The organism is Agromyces sp. Marseille-Q5079 (assembly GCF_051016555.1).
Classification (GTDB): domain Bacteria; phylum Actinomycetota; class Actinomycetes; order Actinomycetales; family Microbacteriaceae; genus Agromyces.
In genome coordinates this window covers 17,104-34,988 of sequence record NZ_JBPEJF010000001.1, presented here as the reverse complement: position 1 = coordinate 34,988, position 17,885 = coordinate 17,104, and the positions used below count along the sequence as shown (strand labels likewise).

The 17,885-nt window shown below is 71.7% G+C and carries 16 protein-coding genes; 10 read left to right on the top strand and 6 right to left on the bottom strand.

The annotated features are described in order from the left end of the window. Nucleotides 1–10: 10 nt before the first annotated feature. Nucleotides 11–838: a purine-nucleoside phosphorylase gene (locus ACR3IO_RS00155; RefSeq protein ID WP_434069153.1), complete on the bottom strand. Its 828-nt coding sequence runs from the start codon at nt 836–838 to the stop codon at nt 11–13. A gap of 84 nt (nt 839–922) precedes the next feature. On the opposite strand from ACR3IO_RS00155, the gene ACR3IO_RS00150 reads away from it, so the two are divergent. The 3 genes from ACR3IO_RS00150 to ACR3IO_RS00140 all read left to right on the top strand — a co-directional run bounded on the left by ACR3IO_RS00150 (nt 923) and on the right by ACR3IO_RS00140 (nt 5,576). Beyond that, entirely contained in the window at nt 923–2,353 is a 1,431-nt protein-coding gene (locus tag ACR3IO_RS00150; protein WP_434069152.1) for an NAD(P)H-quinone dehydrogenase, read from the top strand. A 47-nt stretch (nt 2,354–2,400) separates the two neighbouring features. After that, complete coding sequence (locus ACR3IO_RS00145; RefSeq protein ID WP_434069151.1) at nt 2,401–3,918, top strand: APC family permease; 1,518 nt, start codon at nt 2,401–2,403, stop codon at nt 3,916–3,918. Nucleotides 3,919–4,151: 233 nt separating this feature from the next. Continuing rightward, entirely contained in the window at nt 4,152–5,576 is a 1,425-nt protein-coding gene (locus ACR3IO_RS00140) for a flavin monoamine oxidase family protein (protein WP_434069150.1), read from the top strand. 96 nt (nt 5,577–5,672) lie between these two features. Here the strand turns inward: ACR3IO_RS00140 and ACR3IO_RS00135 are convergent, their stop codons facing one another. Together ACR3IO_RS00135 and ACR3IO_RS00130 are read right to left on the bottom strand one after the other, a co-directional pair. Beyond that, nucleotides 5,673–7,454 carry an acetyl/propionyl/methylcrotonyl-CoA carboxylase subunit alpha gene (locus tag ACR3IO_RS00135; protein WP_434069149.1) on the bottom strand — a complete coding sequence of 594 codons (1,782 nt, stop codon included), beginning with the start codon at nt 7,452–7,454 and terminating at the stop codon, nt 5,673–5,675. 96 nt (nt 7,455–7,550) lie between these two features. After that, nucleotides 7,551–8,189, bottom strand: coding sequence for a Maf family protein (locus ACR3IO_RS00130; RefSeq protein WP_434069148.1), 639 nt, complete (start codon nt 8,187–8,189; stop codon nt 7,551–7,553). Nucleotides 8,190–8,234: 45 nt separating this feature from the next. Here ACR3IO_RS00130 and ACR3IO_RS00125 point away from each other — a divergent pair, with 45 nt between their 5' ends. The 4 genes from ACR3IO_RS00125 to ACR3IO_RS00110 are packed head-to-tail and all read left to right on the top strand — an operon-like array spanning nt 8,235 to nt 12,572. After that, complete coding sequence (locus tag ACR3IO_RS00125) at nt 8,235–9,632, top strand: class I SAM-dependent RNA methyltransferase (protein ID WP_434069147.1); 1,398 nt, start codon at nt 8,235–8,237, stop codon at nt 9,630–9,632. Further along, on the top strand, nt 9,633–10,343 hold the full coding sequence (locus ACR3IO_RS00120; protein ID WP_434069819.1) for a response regulator transcription factor: 711 nt from the start codon (nt 9,633–9,635) through the stop codon (nt 10,341–10,343). 40 nt (nt 10,344–10,383) lie between these two features. Further along, entirely contained in the window at nt 10,384–11,565 is a 1,182-nt protein-coding gene (locus ACR3IO_RS00115) for a sensor histidine kinase (protein ID WP_434069146.1), read from the top strand. Beyond that, entirely contained in the window at nt 11,562–12,572 is a 1,011-nt protein-coding gene (locus ACR3IO_RS00110; RefSeq protein ID WP_434069145.1) for a hypothetical protein, read from the top strand. Before ACR3IO_RS00115 ends, ACR3IO_RS00110 begins: the two co-directional genes overlap by 4 nt. Nucleotides 12,573–12,796: 224 nt before the next feature. On the opposite strand, the gene ACR3IO_RS00105 is transcribed toward ACR3IO_RS00110, so the two are convergent. Both ACR3IO_RS00105 and ACR3IO_RS00100 read right to left on the bottom strand, forming a co-directional pair. Continuing rightward, complete coding sequence (locus ACR3IO_RS00105) at nt 12,797–13,045, bottom strand: acyl-CoA carboxylase epsilon subunit (RefSeq protein WP_434069144.1); 249 nt, start codon at nt 13,043–13,045, stop codon at nt 12,797–12,799. 9 nt (nt 13,046–13,054) lie between these two features. Beyond that, a complete protein-coding gene (locus ACR3IO_RS00100) occupies nt 13,055–14,677 on the bottom strand; it encodes an acyl-CoA carboxylase subunit beta (protein ID WP_434069143.1) in 1,623 nt (540 codons plus the stop codon). 84 nt (nt 14,678–14,761) lie between these two features. Here ACR3IO_RS00100 and ACR3IO_RS00095 point away from each other — a divergent pair, with 84 nt between their 5' ends. The 3 genes from ACR3IO_RS00095 to ACR3IO_RS00085 all read left to right on the top strand — a co-directional run bounded on the left by ACR3IO_RS00095 (nt 14,762) and on the right by ACR3IO_RS00085 (nt 17,256). Continuing rightward, a complete protein-coding gene (locus ACR3IO_RS00095; RefSeq protein WP_434069142.1) occupies nt 14,762–15,607 on the top strand; it encodes a biotin--[acetyl-CoA-carboxylase] ligase in 846 nt (281 codons plus the stop codon). A gap of 7 nt (nt 15,608–15,614) precedes the next feature. After that, nucleotides 15,615–16,289, top strand: a complete 675-nt coding sequence (locus ACR3IO_RS00090) for a PH domain-containing protein (RefSeq protein ID WP_434069141.1) — start codon at nt 15,615–15,617, stop codon at nt 16,287–16,289. A 148-nt stretch (nt 16,290–16,437) separates the two neighbouring features. After that, nucleotides 16,438–17,256, top strand: coding sequence for a DarT ssDNA thymidine ADP-ribosyltransferase family protein (locus ACR3IO_RS00085; protein WP_434069140.1), 819 nt, complete (start codon nt 16,438–16,440; stop codon nt 17,254–17,256). Here the strand turns inward: ACR3IO_RS00085 and ACR3IO_RS00080 are convergent. Beyond that, on the bottom strand, nt 17,238–17,822 hold the full coding sequence (locus tag ACR3IO_RS00080; protein WP_434069139.1) for a GtrA family protein: 585 nt from the start codon (nt 17,820–17,822) through the stop codon (nt 17,238–17,240). The genes ACR3IO_RS00085 and ACR3IO_RS00080 overlap by 19 nt on opposite strands. Nucleotides 17,823–17,885 lie beyond the last annotated feature (63 nt).

Sequence of the window (17,885 nt, the reverse complement as noted above, 5' to 3'; positions counted from 1 at the left end):
CCGGTGCCTCCTAGAGCTCTGCGACGATCTTCGCGAGCAGCGAGGAGATCACGGGCTCGGCGAGCCGGCCGGCCTCGATGACCTCTTCGTGGCTCAACGGCGTCTTCTGGATGCCGGCGGCGAGGTTCGTGATGAGCGACATGCCGAGCACCTCCATGCCGGACTGGCGGGCGGCGATCGCCTCGAGCGCGGTCGACATGCCGACGATGTGGCCGCCGATCGCCTTGGCCATCTGCACCTCGGCGGGCGTCTCGTAGTGCGGGCCGCGGAACTGGCAGTAGACGCCCTCGTCGAGCTCGGGCGCGATGGTGTGCGCGAGGTCGCGGAGCCGCTTCGAGTACAGGTCGGTGAGGTCGATGAAGGTCGCGCCCTCGAGGGGCGAGTCGGCCGTGAGGTTGATGTGGTCGCTGATGAGCACGGGCGTGCCGGGAGCCCAGTGCTCTTTGATGCCGCCCGCCCCGTTGGTGAGGATCATCGTCGTGGCGCCGGTCGCGGCGGCCGTGCGCACCGAGTGCACGACGCGGCGCACGCCGTGGTTCTCGTAGTAGTGCGTGCGGGCGCCGATGACGAGGGCGCGCTTGCCGCTCGGCAGCAGCACCGAGCGCAGCGTGCCGACGTGGCCCTCGAGCGCGGGCTTTGAGAAGCCGGGCACCTCGGTGGCCGCGATCGTGTGCGTGGTCTCGCCGATGAGCTCGGCGGCGCGGCCCCAGCCGCTGCCGAGGGTGAGGGCGATGTCGTGGCGCTCCACCCCGGTGAGCTCCGCGATGCGGGCGGCCGCGTCGGCCGCGATGGCGAAGGGATCTGCGGCGGGGTCGTCGAGCACGTTCACGTCGGTCATCCCTCCACTCTAACGAGCGGGCGGATGCCGCGTCAGGGCGCGCTCGTGTGAGGGCGCGGGCGCGCGAACTGGCAGAATATGAGCATGGCTTACGAGTTCGAGCGCACGCAACGGATCGCTGTCCTCGGAGGCGGGCCGGGCGGCTACGAGGCCGCCCTCGCGGGCGCACAGCTCGGCGCGGAGGTCACCCTCATCGAACGCGCCGGCGTCGGCGGCTCGGCCGTGCTCACCGACGTGGTGCCGTCCAAGTCGCTCATCGCCACGGCGGAGGCCTCGAACGCCGTGAAGGAGGCCGCCGACCTCGGCGTGCAGTTCTACGCCAAGGGCGACTCCCAGAAGGCCGTGAAGCCGAACGTCGCGATCAACCTCGCGGCCGTGAACAAGCGCCTGCTCGGCCTGGCGGCGCAGCAGTCCGATGACATGCGCACGAACCTCATCGACGCGGGCGTGCACCTCGTCCAGGGCGAGGGCCGCCTCGACGGGCCGAACGCGATCATCGTCGCGACGGCCAAGGGCGGCACCGACTTCGACCGCATCGAGGCCGACACCATCGTCGTGTCGGTCGGTGCGACGCCGCGCATCCTGTCCTCGGCGGTGCCCGACGGCGAACGCATCCTCACCTGGACCCAGCTCTACACGCTCCAGCACGTGCCCGAGCACCTGATCGTCGTCGGCTCCGGGGTCACCGGGGCCGAGTTCGCGTCGGCGTACCGCGCGCTCGGCGCGAAGGTCACGCTCATCTCGAGCCGCGACCAGGTCCTTCCGGGCGAAGACGCGGATGCGGCATCCGTCATCGAGAAGGTCTTCAAGCGAAACGGCATGAAGGTCATGAACAAGTCCCGTGCGGCCTCGGTCGTGCGCGACGGCGACGAGGTCGTCGCGACCCTCGCCGACGGCCGCGAGGTGCGCGGCTCGCACTGCCTCATGGCCGTCGGCTCCGTGCCGAACACGCGTGACATCGGGCTCGTCGAGGCCGGCGTGCAGCTCACCGAGAGCGACCACATCCGGGTCAACCGCGTGGCCCGCACGTCGATCCCGAACATCTACGCGGCGGGCGACTGCACCACGTTCCCGCCGCTCGCCTCGGTCGCCTCGATGCAGGGGCGCACGGCGATCTTCCACGCCATGGGCGACATCGTGAACCCGCCCGAGGAGCGCAACATCACCTCGAACATCTTCACCCAGCCCGAGATCGCCACGGTCGGCTGGACCGAGAAGGAGATCGAGGACGGCGCGGTCCCGGGCGTCGTCTACAAGCTGCCGCTCTCCTCCAACCCGCGGGCGAAGATGATGGGCATCCGCGACGGGTTCGTGAAGCTCTTCGCCTCGAACGGGTCGGGGGCGATCATCGGAGGCGTGATCGTCGCGCCCAAGGCGTCCGAGCTCATCTTCCCGCTCGCGCTCGCCGTCGAGCACCGCCTCACGGTCGACCAGTTCGCCGAGGCGTTCCCGGTGTATCCGTCGCTCAGCGGTTCGCTGACGGATGCGGCGCGGGCCATGCACGTCGTACGCTGAGACGACGCGGCGTCGCGGGGGCGATCGCCGAATGGTCAGGGGGCCCCATGAACCTGCGTGTGAAGTCCGTCGAATCGTCGATCGCCGACTCCCATGACGAGGAGCGGAGCCTGAAACGCTCGCTCGGAACGTTGGACCTCGCGCTCATGGGCATCGCCGTCGCCGTCGGCGCCGGCATCTTCTCGGTCGGGGCGCAGGCCGCGGCGAACTTCGCCGGGCCGAGCGTCATCATCTCGTTCATCCTCGCGGCCGTCACGTGCGGCCTCGCGATCATGTGCTACGCCGAGTTCGCCTCGACCGTGCCGGTCGCAGGCAGCGCGTACACGTTCACGTACGCGACCATGGGAGAACTTCTCGCGTGGATCATCGGCTGGGACCTCATCCTCGAGCTGTTCACCGCGGCCGCCGTGCTCGCGAAGTACTGGGGCGTCTACCTCGGCGAGGCGCTGCTCGCGTTCGGGCTGCCGTTCCCGGCGACGTTCGACATCGGCGGGCTCGAGGTGAGCTGGCCGGCGTTCCTCATCGTCGCCGTGTTCACCGCGCTGCTCGTCGCCGGCACGAAGCTCACCGCGCGCATCGGGGCGGTGTTCACGCTCATCAAGGTCGCGATCGTGCTCTTCGTCATCGTCGTCGGATTCTTCTTCGTCAAGGCGGCGAACTTCACGCCCTTCATCCCAGAGGCGGTGCCCACGGAGGGCGGCGCGACGGATGTCTGGACGCAGTCGCTCGTCTCCTGGGCGACTGGAGCCGCGCCGGCCCAATACGGCATCTTCGGCATGCTGTCGGCGGCCGCACTCGTCTTCTTCGCGTTCATCGGATTCGACGTCGTCGCGACGAGCGCCGAGGAGGTGCGCGAGCCGCAGAAGCGACTGCCGCGCGGCATCTTCCTCGGCCTCGGCATCGTGACCCTGCTCTACGTGCTCGTCTCGATCGTCATGACCGGCATGGTCTCGTACACCGAGCTCGCCGAGGAGGAGACGCCCTCGCTCGCGACCGCGTTCCGCCTGGTCGGCCAGGACTGGGCGTCGGCCGTGATCTCGCTCGGCGCCCTCGCGGGCCTCACGACGGTCATCATGATCATCCTCCTCGGCCTCTCGCGCATCGTCTTCGCGCTCAGCCGCGACGGTCTGCTCCCGCGCTGGCTCTCGAAGACGACCGAGCACACGAAGACGCCCGCGCGCATCCAGATCATCGCCGGCACGGTCGTGGCCTTCGTCGCGGCCTTCACCGACGTCGGGCTGCTCGAGGAGATGATCAACATCGGCACGCTCTCGGCGTTCGTGCTCGTGAGCATCGGCGTCGTCGTGCTGCGTCGCACGCGCCCCGACCTGTCGCGCGGGTTCCGGGTGCCGTGGTCGCCGGTGCTGCCCATCCTCTCGGCCGTGCTGTGCGTCTGGCTCATGCTGAACCTGACCACCCTCACCTGGGTGCGGTTCCTCGTCTGGCTCGTGATCGGCGTCGTGATCTACCTGCTCTACGGGCGCCGGCACTCGCGGCTCGCGGGCGGCGTCAGCGAGGTCGAGCTGCCGAGCCCGCAGGGCGCGGAGCCACCGACGGCGCGCTGACCGCCTGCGCCGGCCCGTACCTTCCGACGACGGCCGCCGACCGGCGGTGCGATCGATCGCGCCCCACGATCGCGTGGGAGCGCACTGCATGGCGACAACGATGTTGTCAACGCTGTTGCGTTCGCCGTGCCGCGCGCAGTACTGTCCGAGTGCAGCATCCGTTCGTGAGCAGGTCCTCTCGGATCGCGACCTGTTCGACGGCCACCCCAGACGACGACGTTCCAGGAGGCAAGATGTACGACCACGACGACTCGACCCCGAACAACGCGCAGGGACTCGCCCGGCGCACCGTGCTCGGCTTCGCCGCAGCGGGGGCCGCCGGACTGCTCCTCACCGCTGGAGCGCGGCCCGGAGGCGTCATCCCCGGTGCGGTCAACCGCATGTGGGACGCGATCGTGATCGGGGCGGGCGCCTCCGGACTCGGAGCGGCGCGCGTCCTCGCCGATGCCGGCAGACGGGTGCTCGTGCTCGAGGCCCGTGACCGCATCGGCGGCCGGATGTGGACCGATCGCACCTCGATGTCCATCCCCATCGAGCGCGGCGCGGAACTCGTGCACGGCACCACCGTCTCGACCTGGGAGCTCATCGACCGGCTCGGCCTCTCGACGAGGCGGCAGACGACCGTGTTCGGGCGGCTCCGCCCGGACTCGCCCTGGATCGACGGCTCCACCTTCGAATCGCTGCACTTCCCCCTCGGCGCACCGTCGCTTCCGAACGGGCTCCCCGACCCGCTCGACGGCGAGACCGCGCTCACGTGGCTGGAACGCGTCGGCATCGCGCCCGACAATTACCCGATCCTGCTCGCCGCCATCGAGGTCGACACCGAGCAGTTCGACGTGCTGCCGGCAGATCACATCGTCGGAACCGTCGCCGACGCGCTGGCGGTACAGGATCTCTCGGGTCCGTTCCCTCCAGAGGAGTACGGAGACTACCGGGTGATCGGTGGCTACGACCAGGTGCTGCAGCCGCTCTCCACCGGCCTCGCACTGGTGCGCGGCGCCCGGGTGCACACGGTGGAGCATCGCCGCGGCCGCGTCGACGTGCACTCGACCCTCGGCTCGTTCAAGGCGAAATCGCTCGTGGTCGCGCTGCCCGGCGGCGTGCTGAAGAACGGCGACGTCACCTTCGACCCGCCCCTTCCGGCCGATCGGCGTGACGCCTTCCAGGAGATCGAGTACCTGCCGGTCTTCAAGGGGATCCTCGAGTTCGCCCAGCCGGTGCTGCCGGTTGGGCACCCGGTGCCGCGCGCCTGGGACATCATGACGACGTTCTCGAAGAATCCGCCCAGCCTCTGGAACGGCTCCCTCGGAACCCCGGGCTACGCCGGCGAGGTCGTCGTCGCGTGGATGACGGGCGGCCGGGCGCAGGAACTGCTCGACCTGCCCGAGGCCCAGCGATTCCAGGCCGCGCTCGAAAACGTCCGCGCCGCGGCCGGCGATCGGGGCCTGGAGTACGTGCACGCTTCGACGTACGACTGGTCGAAGGACGAGTTCGCACGCGGCGCGTACCCCGGACCGTTCTCGCGACGCAGCGGCCTGAACGGACCGATCGAGGGCACGATCTTCTGGGCCGGCATGGTGACCAGCACCATCCACTCGTCGCGGAACTCGGGCATCGCCGCCGCGAATGCCGTCCTCGCGGAGCTCGCGCTGCGCTGACCGCGGGGTGGGGGAGACCCGGCCCCCACCCGGCCGCCATGTCGAGCCGGCCCTGCACAGGGCGGCGTGGCGGTCGGACGACCGGCGTCCGTGCCGTCAGGCGGCGGGTGCGTCGGCGATCGAGAGCAGCAGGTGTCCGCTCGAGACCGTCGCGCCGGCCTCGGCGTTGACGAGCCCGATGACGCCGTCCTTGTGGGCGACGATCGGCTGCTCCATCTTCATGGCCTCGAGCACGAGCACGAGGTCGCCCTTGACGACCCGGTCGCCCTCGGCCACGGCCACCTTGACGACGGTCGCCTGCATCGGCGCCTTCACGGCGTCGCCGGTGGCGGTGCCGGCCGCATGGGCGGCGGTACGGCGACGAGGCGCTGCACCGGCCGTCTGCGACGAGGCCGCGCCGCCGCCCGCGAGCTTCGCGGGAAGGGTCACCTCGATGCGTCGGCCGCCGACCTCGACCACGAGGTTGGTGCGCGCGGATGCCGGGGTGGGCTCGGCGAGCTCGCCGGTCCAGGGCTCGAGCTGGTTGTCGTACTCGGTCTCGATCCAGCGGGTGTAGATCGAGAACGGCTCGTCGCCCGCGGGCGCGAACGCCGGGTCGCGCACGATGTCGCGGTGGAACGGCAGCACGGTGGGCAGGCCGTTGACCTCGAACTCGTCGAGGGCGCGGCGGGCGCGCTCGAGGGCGTCCTTGCGGGTCGCGCCCGTGACGATGAGCTTCGCGAGCAGCGAGTCGAACGCGCCCGAGATCTGGTCGCCGCTCGTGACGCCGGAGTCGATGCGGATGCCGGGACCGCCCGGGAAGCGCAGCTGGTGCACGGGACCCGGGGCGGGAAGGAAGTTGCGTCCGGGGTCCTCGCCGTTGATGCGGAACTCGATCGAGTGCCCGACGGCCACGGGGTCGGCGTAGTCGAGCACGCCGCCCTCGGCGATGCGGAACTGCTCGCGCACGAGGTCGATGCCCGTGACCTCCTCGGAGACCGGGTGCTCGACCTGGAGGCGCGTGTTGACCTCGAGGAAGGACACGGTGCCGTCCTGGCCGATGAGGAACTCGCAGGTGCCGGCGCCGACGTAGCCGACCTCCTTGAGGATGGCCTTCGAGGAGGCGTACAGGGCATCGGTCTGCGCCTCGGTGAGGAACGGCGCGGGCGCCTCCTCGACGAGCTTCTGGTGGCGGCGCTGCAGCGAGCAGTCGCGCGTGGAGATGACGACGACATTGCCGTGCTGGTCGGCGAGGCACTGGGTCTCGACGTGGCGGGGCTTGTCGAGGTACTTCTCGACGAAGCACTCGCCGCGACCGAAGGCCGCGACGGCCTCACGGGTGGCGGAGTCGAAGAGCTCGGGCACCTCGTCGCGCGTGCGGGCGACCTTGAGGCCGCGGCCGCCGCCGCCGAAGGCCGCCTTGATCGCCACGGGCAGGCCGTGGACGTCGACGAACTCGAGCACCTCCGCGGCATCCGCCACCGGGTTCAGGGTGCCGGGCGCGAGCGGTGCGCCGACCTTCTCGGCCACGTGGCGGGCGGAGACCTTGTCGCCGAGGCGTTCGATGGCCTCGGGCGACGGGCCGATCCAGATGAGGCCCGCGGCGATGACCGCGCGAGCGAAGTCGGGGTTCTCGGCGAGGAAGCCGTAGCCGGGGTGTACCGCGTCGGCGCCGGAGCGGCGTGCGATCGAGAGCAGCTTGTCGATGACGAGGTACGTCTCGGCGCTCGTCGAGCCTTCGAGCGCGTAGGCCTCGTCGGCGAGCTTGGAGTGGCGCGCGTCGCGGTCCTGGTCGGCGTAGACCGCCACGGACGCGATTCCGGCGTCGCGGGCGGCGCGGATGATGCGGACGGCGATCTCCCCGCGGTTGGCGATGAGGACCTTGGTGATACGCGGCATGCCTTTCAGCCTATTCTCGGATCCGCCAATGCCTTTGGGCAGGGTCGACAAGAAAGGCGGCGAGCCCTTGCGGGTGTCGACAATGACTTCGCGGAGTCAGGCCCGATTCCAGAGTGAGGGCCACGCGACGTCGAGCTCGCGGACGAGGTCGCGGAGCGTCGAGAGCGAGAGCCCGACGACCGTCGAGGGGTCGCCCTCGACCCGCCGGATGAAGGGGCCCCCGAGGCTGTCGACGGTGAACGCGCCCGCGACGAGCAGGGGCTCGCCGGAGGCGACGTAGGCGTCGATCTCGGCCTCGTCGAGCGCCGCGAAGCGCACGGTCGCGACATCCGCCCGCCCGACCGCGCCGTTCACGCGCCCGCCGCGGTGGTCGATGAGCCAGTGACCCGACCAGAGGTCGCCGTGCGAGCCGTTCTGCTCGAGCCAGCGCGCCTTCGCGACCTCGGGCCGGTGCGGCTTGCCGTGGATGCGGCCGCCGACCAGGAACGCGGAGTCACCGCCCAGGATGAGCCCGTCGATCGGCTCGCCGTCGACGGTGGCGCCGACCACGGCCTCGGCCTTCGCCTGCGCCAGCAGCTGCACCAGCGCGGATGCCTCGAGCGGGCCGTTCGCGGCCTCATGCGCCTCGACGACCGCCGCCTCGTCGACGCCGGGCGAGATCGCGACGGGCTCGATGCCGGCCGCTCGGAGCGTCGCGAGGCGTGCGGGGGAGGTGGAGGCGAGGTAGAGGCGCATGCCACCATCCTGCCGCTCACAGGCGGGCTGTGGAATGCTCGATGCATGCCCCGACCGCAGCGCTCCGACCGTTCGAACTCCGCCAGACGGGGCGGGCGACCCGCCCAGCGCTCGCCGAAGCAGGCGGGTGCGCAGCCCGCCGAGCGTGCCGGACGCGCCCGGGGCCGCACCCCTGCCCCGATCAGGACCGACGGCCCCGTGCTCGAGCTCGACGTCGAGCGCATCGCGCACGGCGGCATCGCCGTCGCGCATCACGAGGGCCGGGTGGTCTTCGTCGCCGACGCGATCCCGGGCGAGCGCGTCAGGGCCAGGGTCACGGATGCCGCGCACGAGCGCTTCTGGCGCGCCGACACCGTCGAGGTGCTCGAGGCGTCCGCCGACCGCGTCCCGCACGTCTGGGCGGAGGCGTCCGTCGACCGTGCGCCCGAGCGCCGCGCCGGCGGAGCCGAGTTCGGCCACATCGCGCCAGAACGACAGCGCGCGCTGAAGGCCGAGGTCTTGCGCGACGCGCTGGCGCGCTTCGGCGGGGTCGAGCGCGAGGTCGTGGTGCACGCGGTCGATCCGGCGTTCGCGCCCGGCGTGCGCGCCGACGGCACCGGGTGGCGCACGCGCGTGCGCCTGCACGTCGCCGCGGACGGCACCGTCGGGCCCTACGCCGCGCGCAGCCACACCGTCGTGCCCGTGGCATCCGTGCCGCTCGCGGTCGACGAGCTCGCCCGCCTGGCCCCGCTCGCCGACCGCTTCCCGGGTGCCGTCTCCATCGACCTCGTCGCGCCGAGCGGCGCCGACCCGCAGCTGGTCGTCGCCGACGGCGAGCGGATGCCGCGCGGCGAGCGTCCGGTCACGACCGAGATCGTCGGCGACCGTCGCTTCGCCGTCGACCGCGACGGGTTCTGGCAAGTCCACCGGGGCGCCGCGGCGACGCTGACGAAGGCCGTACAGGACGCCGTCGATGCCGATCGCTTCGATCCGCGGGCCGCGAACCTCGACCTCTACGGCGGCGTGGGCCTGCTGGCCGCGGCCATCGGCGACCGGTTCGGCGACACGGTGCGCATCACGAGCGTCGAGTCCGACGAGCGCGCGACCGGTCACGCCGACGCCAACCTCGCCGACTGGATCGGCGCGCGCGCCGTGACCGCGCGCGTCGACCGGTTCCTCGCCGAGCTCGAGGCCGACGCGGGCGCCGGCGAGCGGGCGCGGCTCCGCGAGGCGACCGTCGTGCTCGATCCGCCGCGGTCCGGGGCCGGTCGCGAGGTCGTCGACCGGGTCGCCGCGCTGCGGCCCCGGCAGCTCGTGTACGTCGCGTGCGACCCGGTCGCGCTGGCCCGGGACGTCGGCCTGCTGCGCGCGCACGGCTACGAACTCGAGCACCTCGAGGCGTTCGACCTGTTCCCGAACACGCACCATGTCGAGGCGGTGGCCCGACTGGCCGCTATCGTGTGACTGACGGAAGGGGGTGCCGTGCCGGCCCCAGCAGCAGACTCGGTCGCAACGGTCGCGATCGTCGATGACCATGAAGCGGTGCGACTCGGACTCCGCGCGGCGTGCCGCGACGCCGGGTACGCCGTCGTCGCCGAGACCGCCGACGTGCCCGACCTCCTCGCCGCGCTGGCGACGCTCGAGCGCGGCCGGTGCGACGTGGTCGTCCTCGACCTGTCGCTCGGCGACGGCTCCAGCGTCACCGACAACGTGCGCGCCGTGCTCGCGACCGGCAGCGCCGTGCTCGTGCACAGCATCGCCGATCGGGTCGCCGCGGTGCGCGAGGCGCTCGCCGCCGGCGCGGCCGGCGTGATCCCCAAGGCCTCGCCGATGTCCGCCGTCATCGGCGCCATCGCGACGGTCGCGCGCGGCGACGTGCTGAACAACGTCGAGTGGGCGAGCGCCATCGAGGCCGACCGCGACTTCGCGAAGGCGCAGCTCGGCCGTCGCGAGCACGACGTGCTGCACCTCTACGCCTCCGGGCTGCCGCTGAAGCTCGTCGCGGCCAAGCTCGGCATCGCGCACTCGACGGCGCGCGAGTACCTCGACCGCATCCGGGCGAAGTACGTCGAGGTCGGTCGCCCCGCACCCACCAAGGTCGACCTGCTGCGCCGTGCGGTCGAAGACGGCATCCTTCCCGGCCTCGACGGTGATGGCGGGGATGCCCGCCGCTGAGCCGCGCGTCGCGCGTGCGCCGGTCCGCCGTCGGACGGCGGTGACGCGCGAACAGGTCGAGACCGTCGCCGCCCGCGCACTCGGCATCTTCGGGATCGTGTTCGGCGCGCAGGCGCTTCCGCTGGCGCTCAGCCAGGCCGACGGGCTCAAACCCGGCGCCGGCGTGGCGCTCGTGGCCGTGCTCTACGGTTCGATCCTCGCGGTGGCCCTCGCGGCGGCGACCAAGGTCGCCGTGCGCAGCGCCGCGCTCGTCTTCGCGCTCCTCTACGCCGGCGCGATCGTCGCCTGGCCGATGCTCGTCGTGAACCAGGAGGTCGTGGCCTCGGATCCGCCGTGGCTCTACTACCTGTGCACGGTGGCGACCACGGCGGCCGTGGTCGCGCTGCCGACCCCGTGGGCGATCGCCTACACGGTGCTCGTTCCGGCGATGTACGGCGTCGTGCGACTGACGCCGGGCGGAGGGTCGGCCACGCTCGACCTCGCGATCCTCGATGCGCTCTACGCGCTCATCCTCGGCGCGGTCGTGCTCATCATCGTCACGATGCTCCGGAACGCCGCACGGGCCGTGGACATCGCGCAGGAGGCCGCGCTCGAGCGCTACGAGGCGGCCGTGCGCCTTCACGCCTCCGAACTCGAGCGAGCGAAGGTCGACGCGCTCGTGCACGACAGCGTCCTCACGACGCTCCTGTCCGCTGCCGCCGCCGACACCCCCGACGAGCAGGCGCTCTCGGCACGGATGGCGCGGGACGCCGTGCGCCGCCTCGATGAGGCCGGCGTCGGCTGGCCGCAGGTCGAGGACCGCGTCGGGCTGCCCCACCTCGTGCGCCGCCTCCGCGCCGCGCTCGCGACGTTCGCCGTGGCGTTCACCGTGCGCGTCGTCAACACGGGCGGTGTCGAGATCCCGGTGGAGGCCGCCGACGCGCTCTCGACGGCGGCCGTGCAGGCCATGGTCAACAGCATGCAGCACGCCGAGGGGGCGGGGCACACGGTCCGCCGGGAGGTGCGCGTGCGCGGCATCCGCGCCGGTGGCTGCGTGATCGAGGTGGCCGATACGGGCATCGGGTTCGACCCCGATCGCGTCCCGGCCGAACGGCTCGGCGTCCGCGTCTCGATCATCGAGCGCATGGCGAACGCGGGCGGGTCGGCGCGCATCGAATCCTCCGAGGGACACGGCACGACCGTGACCCTGCTCTGGCCGGCCGGGGTGGAGGTCGGCCGATGATCGCGATCCCGCGGTGGCTCCTCCTCGTGCTCGCCGCCCTGTTCTCGGCCTACCACGTGATGCTCGCCATCACGTCGCTCGACATCCCGAAGTCCCCGTGGCCGACGCTCGTTGCGCTGGTGCTGTACGTGATCGCGACGATCGCGAGCCTGTCGGTGGGTTCGCGGGTGCGCATGCCCGACTGGCTGGCGGCGTTCGACCTCGCGGTGAGCATCGTCATGCCGGTGCTGGTGACGAGCCAGCTCGATCCCGGCGAGACCAACGGGTACGCCACCTGGTATGTCGCCGCCGTGGGCACGCTCATGACGATCGCGGCGGCCCGCCGGCAGATCCTCGCCGCGTGGCTCGGCGTGCTCGCGCTCGCCGTGCAGACGGTCGTCTGGGCGGGGCCGTTCGCGCTCGGCACGCTCGGCGTCATCGGCAGCATCGCCTGGGTCGCGATCGCCCACATGCTCGCCGCGGCGCTCGGCACGGCCGCGCGGGAGACCAGGCGTTACGCGCAGGCCGAGCGGGAGGCCGCCGAGTGGCAGGCCGCACAGGACGCGCACCTGTTCGAGGGCCGGGCGCGGCTCTCGCAGACGAACCGCATCGCGGCGCCCATGCTGCGCCGCATCGCCGACCGCGGCGGCGTGCTCACGAAGGCCCAACGTCGCGAGTGCCGCATCCTCGAGGCCGCGATCCGCGATGAGATCCGCGGGCGGATGCTGCTCACCGACGACGTGCGCGCCGAGGTGCAGCGCGCGCGCGAACGCGGCGCGACGGTGACCCTGCTCGACGAGGGCGGCATCGACGACCTCCCCGAAGACGGGCGTGGGCGCGTGCTCGCCCGGCTGGCCGAGGCGATCGCGGCGTCTCGGGCCGACCGCATCATCGCCAGGACGGCCGCGGAGACCTCGGTCGCCGCGGTCACGGTGGTCGGCCTCATGGAACCAGAACCCGGCGCGCCATTCGTGGACTCCGACGACCTCGACGTGGAGTTCTGGCTCGAGATCCCGAGGGACACCTGATCCGCCGGCGGCACGGGCCGTGACATGAAGGTGGGGGGCCGATCGATGATCGACCCCCCATCAAGCCCGAGTCACGGCGACAACCCGAATATCGCCCTGACTCGCCCCCAACCACTCGCCGGTTACCCGACCGGCGAGGGTGGCAGCTCCCTGAGGGAGCCTGCACAAACAATGCTCATACACGACGGCGGGTCGGCATAGTCAGCATTTCGGGGGACACCTGCTCAGGCGCCGCCGCGATCCCATCGTGCGCCCCTGGGGTCGAAGGAGCTGACGGACCCCGAGCTGCGCACCCACGCGCCACGTCGGGGATCGATCGGCACCGCTTCGTCGGCCTGCGCGGCGAGCGCGGAGACGAGCACCGCGGTGACGGCCGCGGCCTCCTCGTCGCTGACGTCGCGGGTGATGAACCGGATCGCGGCGGCCGTGGCCGCGGCATCCGCTTCGGGGGTGGGTTCGTCTCGTGTACTCATGGCGACCGCCTACAGCGGGATGTTCCCGTGCTTCTTGGGCGGCAGGCTCGCGCGCTTCGTGCGGAGCGAGCGCAGCGCCTTGAGGATCGCGACGCGTGTGGCGGCCGGTTCGATGACCCCGTCGAGCTCGCCGCGCTCGGCCGCGAGGAACGGCGACGCCACGTTGTAGGTGTACTCGTTCGCGAGCTTCGTGCGCACCGCGGCGACGTCTTCGCCGGCGTTCTCTGCCGCCTTGATCTCGGCGCGGTACAGGATGTTGACGGCGCCCTGACCACCCATGACGGCGATCTCGGCGGTGGGCCAGGCGAGGTTGATGTCGGCACCGAGCTGCTTGGAGCCCATGACGATGTAGGCGCCGCCGTAGGCCTTGCGGGTGATGACGGTGATCAGCGGAACGGTCGCCTCGGCGTACGCGTAGAGGAGCTTCGCGCCGCGTCGGATGACACCGGTCCACTCCTGCTCGGTGCCGGGGAGGTATCCGGGAACGTCGACGAGCGTGAGGATGGGGATCGAGAACGCGTCGCAGAACCGCACGAAGCGGCTCGCCTTCTCGCCGGCGGCGATGTTCAGCGTGCCCGCCATCTGGTTCGGCTGGTTCGCGATGATGCCCACGGACCGACCCTCGACACGGGCGAACCCGATGATGATGTTCGGGGCGAACAGCGGCTGCACCTCGAGGAAGTCGCCGTGATCGACGACGCCCTCGATGACCGTGTGCATGTCGTACGGCTGGTTCGGCGAATCGGGGATCACCGTGTTGAGCCGGAGGTCTTCATCGGTGACCTCGAGCTGGGCCTCGGTGTCGTAGACCGGGGCATCCGTCATGTTGTTGTCGGGCAGGAACGAGATGAGCGCGCGTGCGTAGTCGAGCGCGTCGGACTCGTCGCTCGCGAGGTAGTGCGCGACGCCCGAGACCGAGTTGTGGGTGAGCGCGCCGCCGAGCTCCTCCATGCCGACGTCCTCGCCGGTGACGGTCTTGATGACGTCGGGGCCCGTCACGAACATCTGGCTGGTCTTGTCGACCATGATCACGAAGTCGGTGAGGGCGGGGGAGTACACCGCGCCGCCGGCGGCGGGACCGCAGACGATCGAGATCTGCGGGATGACGCCGGATGCGGCGGTGTTGCGACGGAAGATCTCGCCGTACTTGCCGAGTGCGACCACGCCCTCCTGGATGCGCGCGCCGCCCGAGTCGAGGATGCCGATGATGGGCACGCCCGTCTTGATCGCGAGGTCCATGACCTTGATGATCTTCTCGCCGGCGACTTCGCCGAGCGACCCGCCGAAGATGGTGAAGTCCTGCGAGTACACGGCGACCTGGCGCCCGTGGATGGTGCCGGTGCCGGTGACGACCGCGTCGCCGTAGGGCCGCTTGGCCTCCATGCCGAACGCGTGGGTGCGGTGCCGCACGAACTCGTCGAGCTCGACGAACGAGCCGGGGTCGAGCAGCTCAGCGATGCGCTCGCGGGCGGTCATCTTGCCCTTGGCATGCTGCTTCTCGATCGCCGCCTCGCCGCTGGCGGTCACGGCTTCGTGGTAGCGCAGCTTGAGGTCGGCGAGCTTGCCCGCCGTGGTGGTCAGGTCGGGGCCGTCAGTCGCATCGGTCACGCGTTTCACTCTACCGGCGCGCATCCGGCGCAGTTCGTTGACGGATTCCTACAAATCGCGGCCGTGCAATGGTGTCTTCCCCCGGGTGGCCTGCGGGAGACTGTCGGCATGGACCTTCCGAAGTCACGCGCGGTCGCGCCCCGCCTCGAGTTCCTCGACACCGCGACCTCGACGAACGACCTGCTCCGCGAGGCCGCGACCGGGGCGGATGCCGCCGGCTGGACGCACGGGTCGGTGCTCGTGACCGACGACCAGACGCGCGGTCGCGGTCGGCTCGGCCGCACCTGGCTCGCACCGACCGGCAAGACCCTCGCGATCTCGGTGCTGCTTCGACCGGGCGGGGCCGGGGTGCCGGTGCTGCCCGTCGACGCGTACGGGTGGATCCCGCTGATCGCCGGTGCCGCGATGACCGAGGCCGTGACGCGCGCGGTCGAGGCGGCCGTGCCGGCCGAGCCCGATGACCCCGACGACCTCAGCGGCGGCGTCGAGGTGCGGCTGAAGTGGCCGAACGACGTGCTCGTGTCGGGCTTCAAGGTGTGCGGCATCCTCTCGGAACTGCTGCCGGAGAGCGGTGCCGTCATCGTCGGCGCCGGGCTCAACCTGACCCTCGACGAGCATGACCTGCCCACGCTGACCTCGACCTCGCTGCTGCTCGCGACGGGCGTCCAGCCCGACGCCGACGCGGTGCTCGCCGATTACCTCGCGACGTTCGGACGGCTGTTCGACGCGTTCACGGCACATGGCGGCGACCCGGATGCCTCCGGCATCGCCGAGGCCGTCTCCGCGCTCTGCGGCACGCTCGGCTCCGAGGTCCGCGTCGAACTGCCCGGAGATCACGAGCTGATCGGAACCGCCGAGCGCATCGACGCAGACGGGCGGCTCGTGGTCCGAGACCGGGAGAACGGTGAGGAGCAGGCTGTCGCCGCGGGGGATGTCACGCACCTGAGGTATTAATGGGCGTATGACGAGGGGTGCCGAGACGCGAGCGGCGAAGCGGGCCGCGAAGTCGGGGGTTCCCGCGCCCGCTCGCGCGGTGCCGCCGTCGTCGCGGCAGCCGGCCGCCGCGGGCCCGCCCGGCGCGACCTCAGGGCTGCCGGTCGGCGCCGTGATGCCGACCGTCCCCGAGCGCGTCGTCGCCCGCATCCGCCGCCATGCGCGCGTGCTCGTGCTGCCGGCGGTGCTGCTCGTCGTCGTCGCGGGGGCGTGCACGTACGCCGTCGGCGTGCTCGAGGAGGCGTGGCAGGTGACCGCGGCGCTCGCCGCAGCCGCGGTCCTGGTGCTGCTCGGCTGCGTGCTGCCCTACCTCGCCTGGTTGACGCGCCGCACGACCATCACCACGAGGCGCGTGATCCTGCGGCACGGCGTGTTCTCGCGTGTGCGGCGCGAACTGCTGAACAGCCGTGGCACCGATGTCGAGGTGCGCGCCGGGTGGATGCAGGCGATGTTCGGCTCCGGCGACGTCGTCATCCGCACCGGCCACGACCGCGACCTCGTCATCACCGACGCGCCGCGGGCCGAACTCGTGCAGGCGGCGCTCCAGGAGCTCATGGATCCGTCGAGCCCGGCAGCGGTCGAGCACCGACGGGCCTCACGCGCGTCATCCGAGGGCGACACGGTCGCCTGGGGCGGTCGCTGAGCCCGCCGTACGGCCCTCCTGCAGCCGGTTCGCACGCCGCACTCGGTTTCGGGGCGTAACGTAGAACGTCTGACTCGCGCGCCCCCGAGCTCGAGCAGCGCTATGGAGGTCTCCCGTGGACGAATGCAGGCACGGTTTCGAAGCCGGGATGTGCGCGACGTGCTTCCCGCCCCCCGAGCCCGCCCCCAAGCCGGTGGTCGCCACGGTGCGCGCGCCGCGCTCCTCCATCGGCATCGGCGGCACCGTCACCCGCACCCGCCGTGCACCGGCCCGCGTCGCCGGCACACGTGGCGTCCAGGCCGAGCTCGCGCCGGTCGACCCGAAGGCCGTGCGCATCTACCACGTGACGCACGTCGAGAACCTCGCGTCCATCCTCGGCGAGGGCGCGATCCTCGCGGATGCCGCGGGCGCGAACCCCGAGGTCGACGTCGCCGCCCCCGCGGCCCGCGAGTTCCGCCGCGCGGCCCCCGTCGAGGGCACCGACCAGGTCGTCGCCGACTACGTGCCCTTCCTGTTGTCGACCGACGCGCACCTCTGGGAGTCCCTGCGCACCGGCTCGCCCGATCCGCGCCTCGCCGAGACCGCGATCTCGCGCCCGGCATCCGACCACGTGCTCTTCGTCACCGACGTGGCCGCCGCGGTCGGTCCCCGCACCGACGTCGTCGGCACGGTCGCGATCACCGAGACGGATGTCGCCGCCACCGGTTCGGTCTCGGCCTCCGACTGGCCCGACGTGCTGCGCTCGCTCCGCCGCCTGCACCGCGACGACGAGGGCGCCCAGCTGCTCGGCGCCGAGTTCCTCGTGCGCGAATGCCTGCCGATCGAGCGGGTCCGCCTGATCGCCGTCGCGAACGACCGCGTGCGCGACCGGGTCAAGACCGCGCTCGACGCCGTCGGCCTCACGACGCGGGTCGCCGTCTACCCGCCGTGGTTCCAGCCCGCCGGCGGTCAGGCCGCCGAGGTCTGATCCGCGGCGGCGCCCCCGGCGTCGCCGGGCTCCTCGAAGATCGCCCGCTGCGCCTCCTCGACCCGGTCGAGGTTCGAGAGTCCGTCGGCGCGGTGGTGTCCGTAGACCCAGTACCGGTAGAGCAGGAACCGGAAGGCCGTGCCGAGCGCGAGCCCGACCACGTTCGACGCGATGTTGTCGGCCAGGAGGCTGGTGAAGCCGAGCCAGTGGTGGCTGAGCCACAGGCAGCCGAGTGAGATGGCCATGCCGCCGACCGAGACGATGACGTATTCGCCGAACTCGCGCACGTAGTTGCGCCGGCGGTGGTCGCGGAAGGTCCAGTACCGGTTGCCGAGCCAGTTGAAGATGATCGCGACGCTCGTCGAGATCGTCTTGGCGCCGAGCGCCGACTGCGCCCAGTGGTCGTCGCCGAACACGCCGAGGCGCAGCAGGTTGAAGAGCACGACGTCGATCACGAGGCCGATGAGTCCGACGACGCCGAACTTCAGCAGATAGGCGAACAGGCCCTCCCAGGCGCGGGCGAGCAGGCCCGTGGAACGCTCGCTGCTCGTCGTTCGGCTGGACACCGCCACATCCTATGCCGTGGGATCGCGCCTAGACTGAACGGATGACGCCGCGATCGCGGCCCG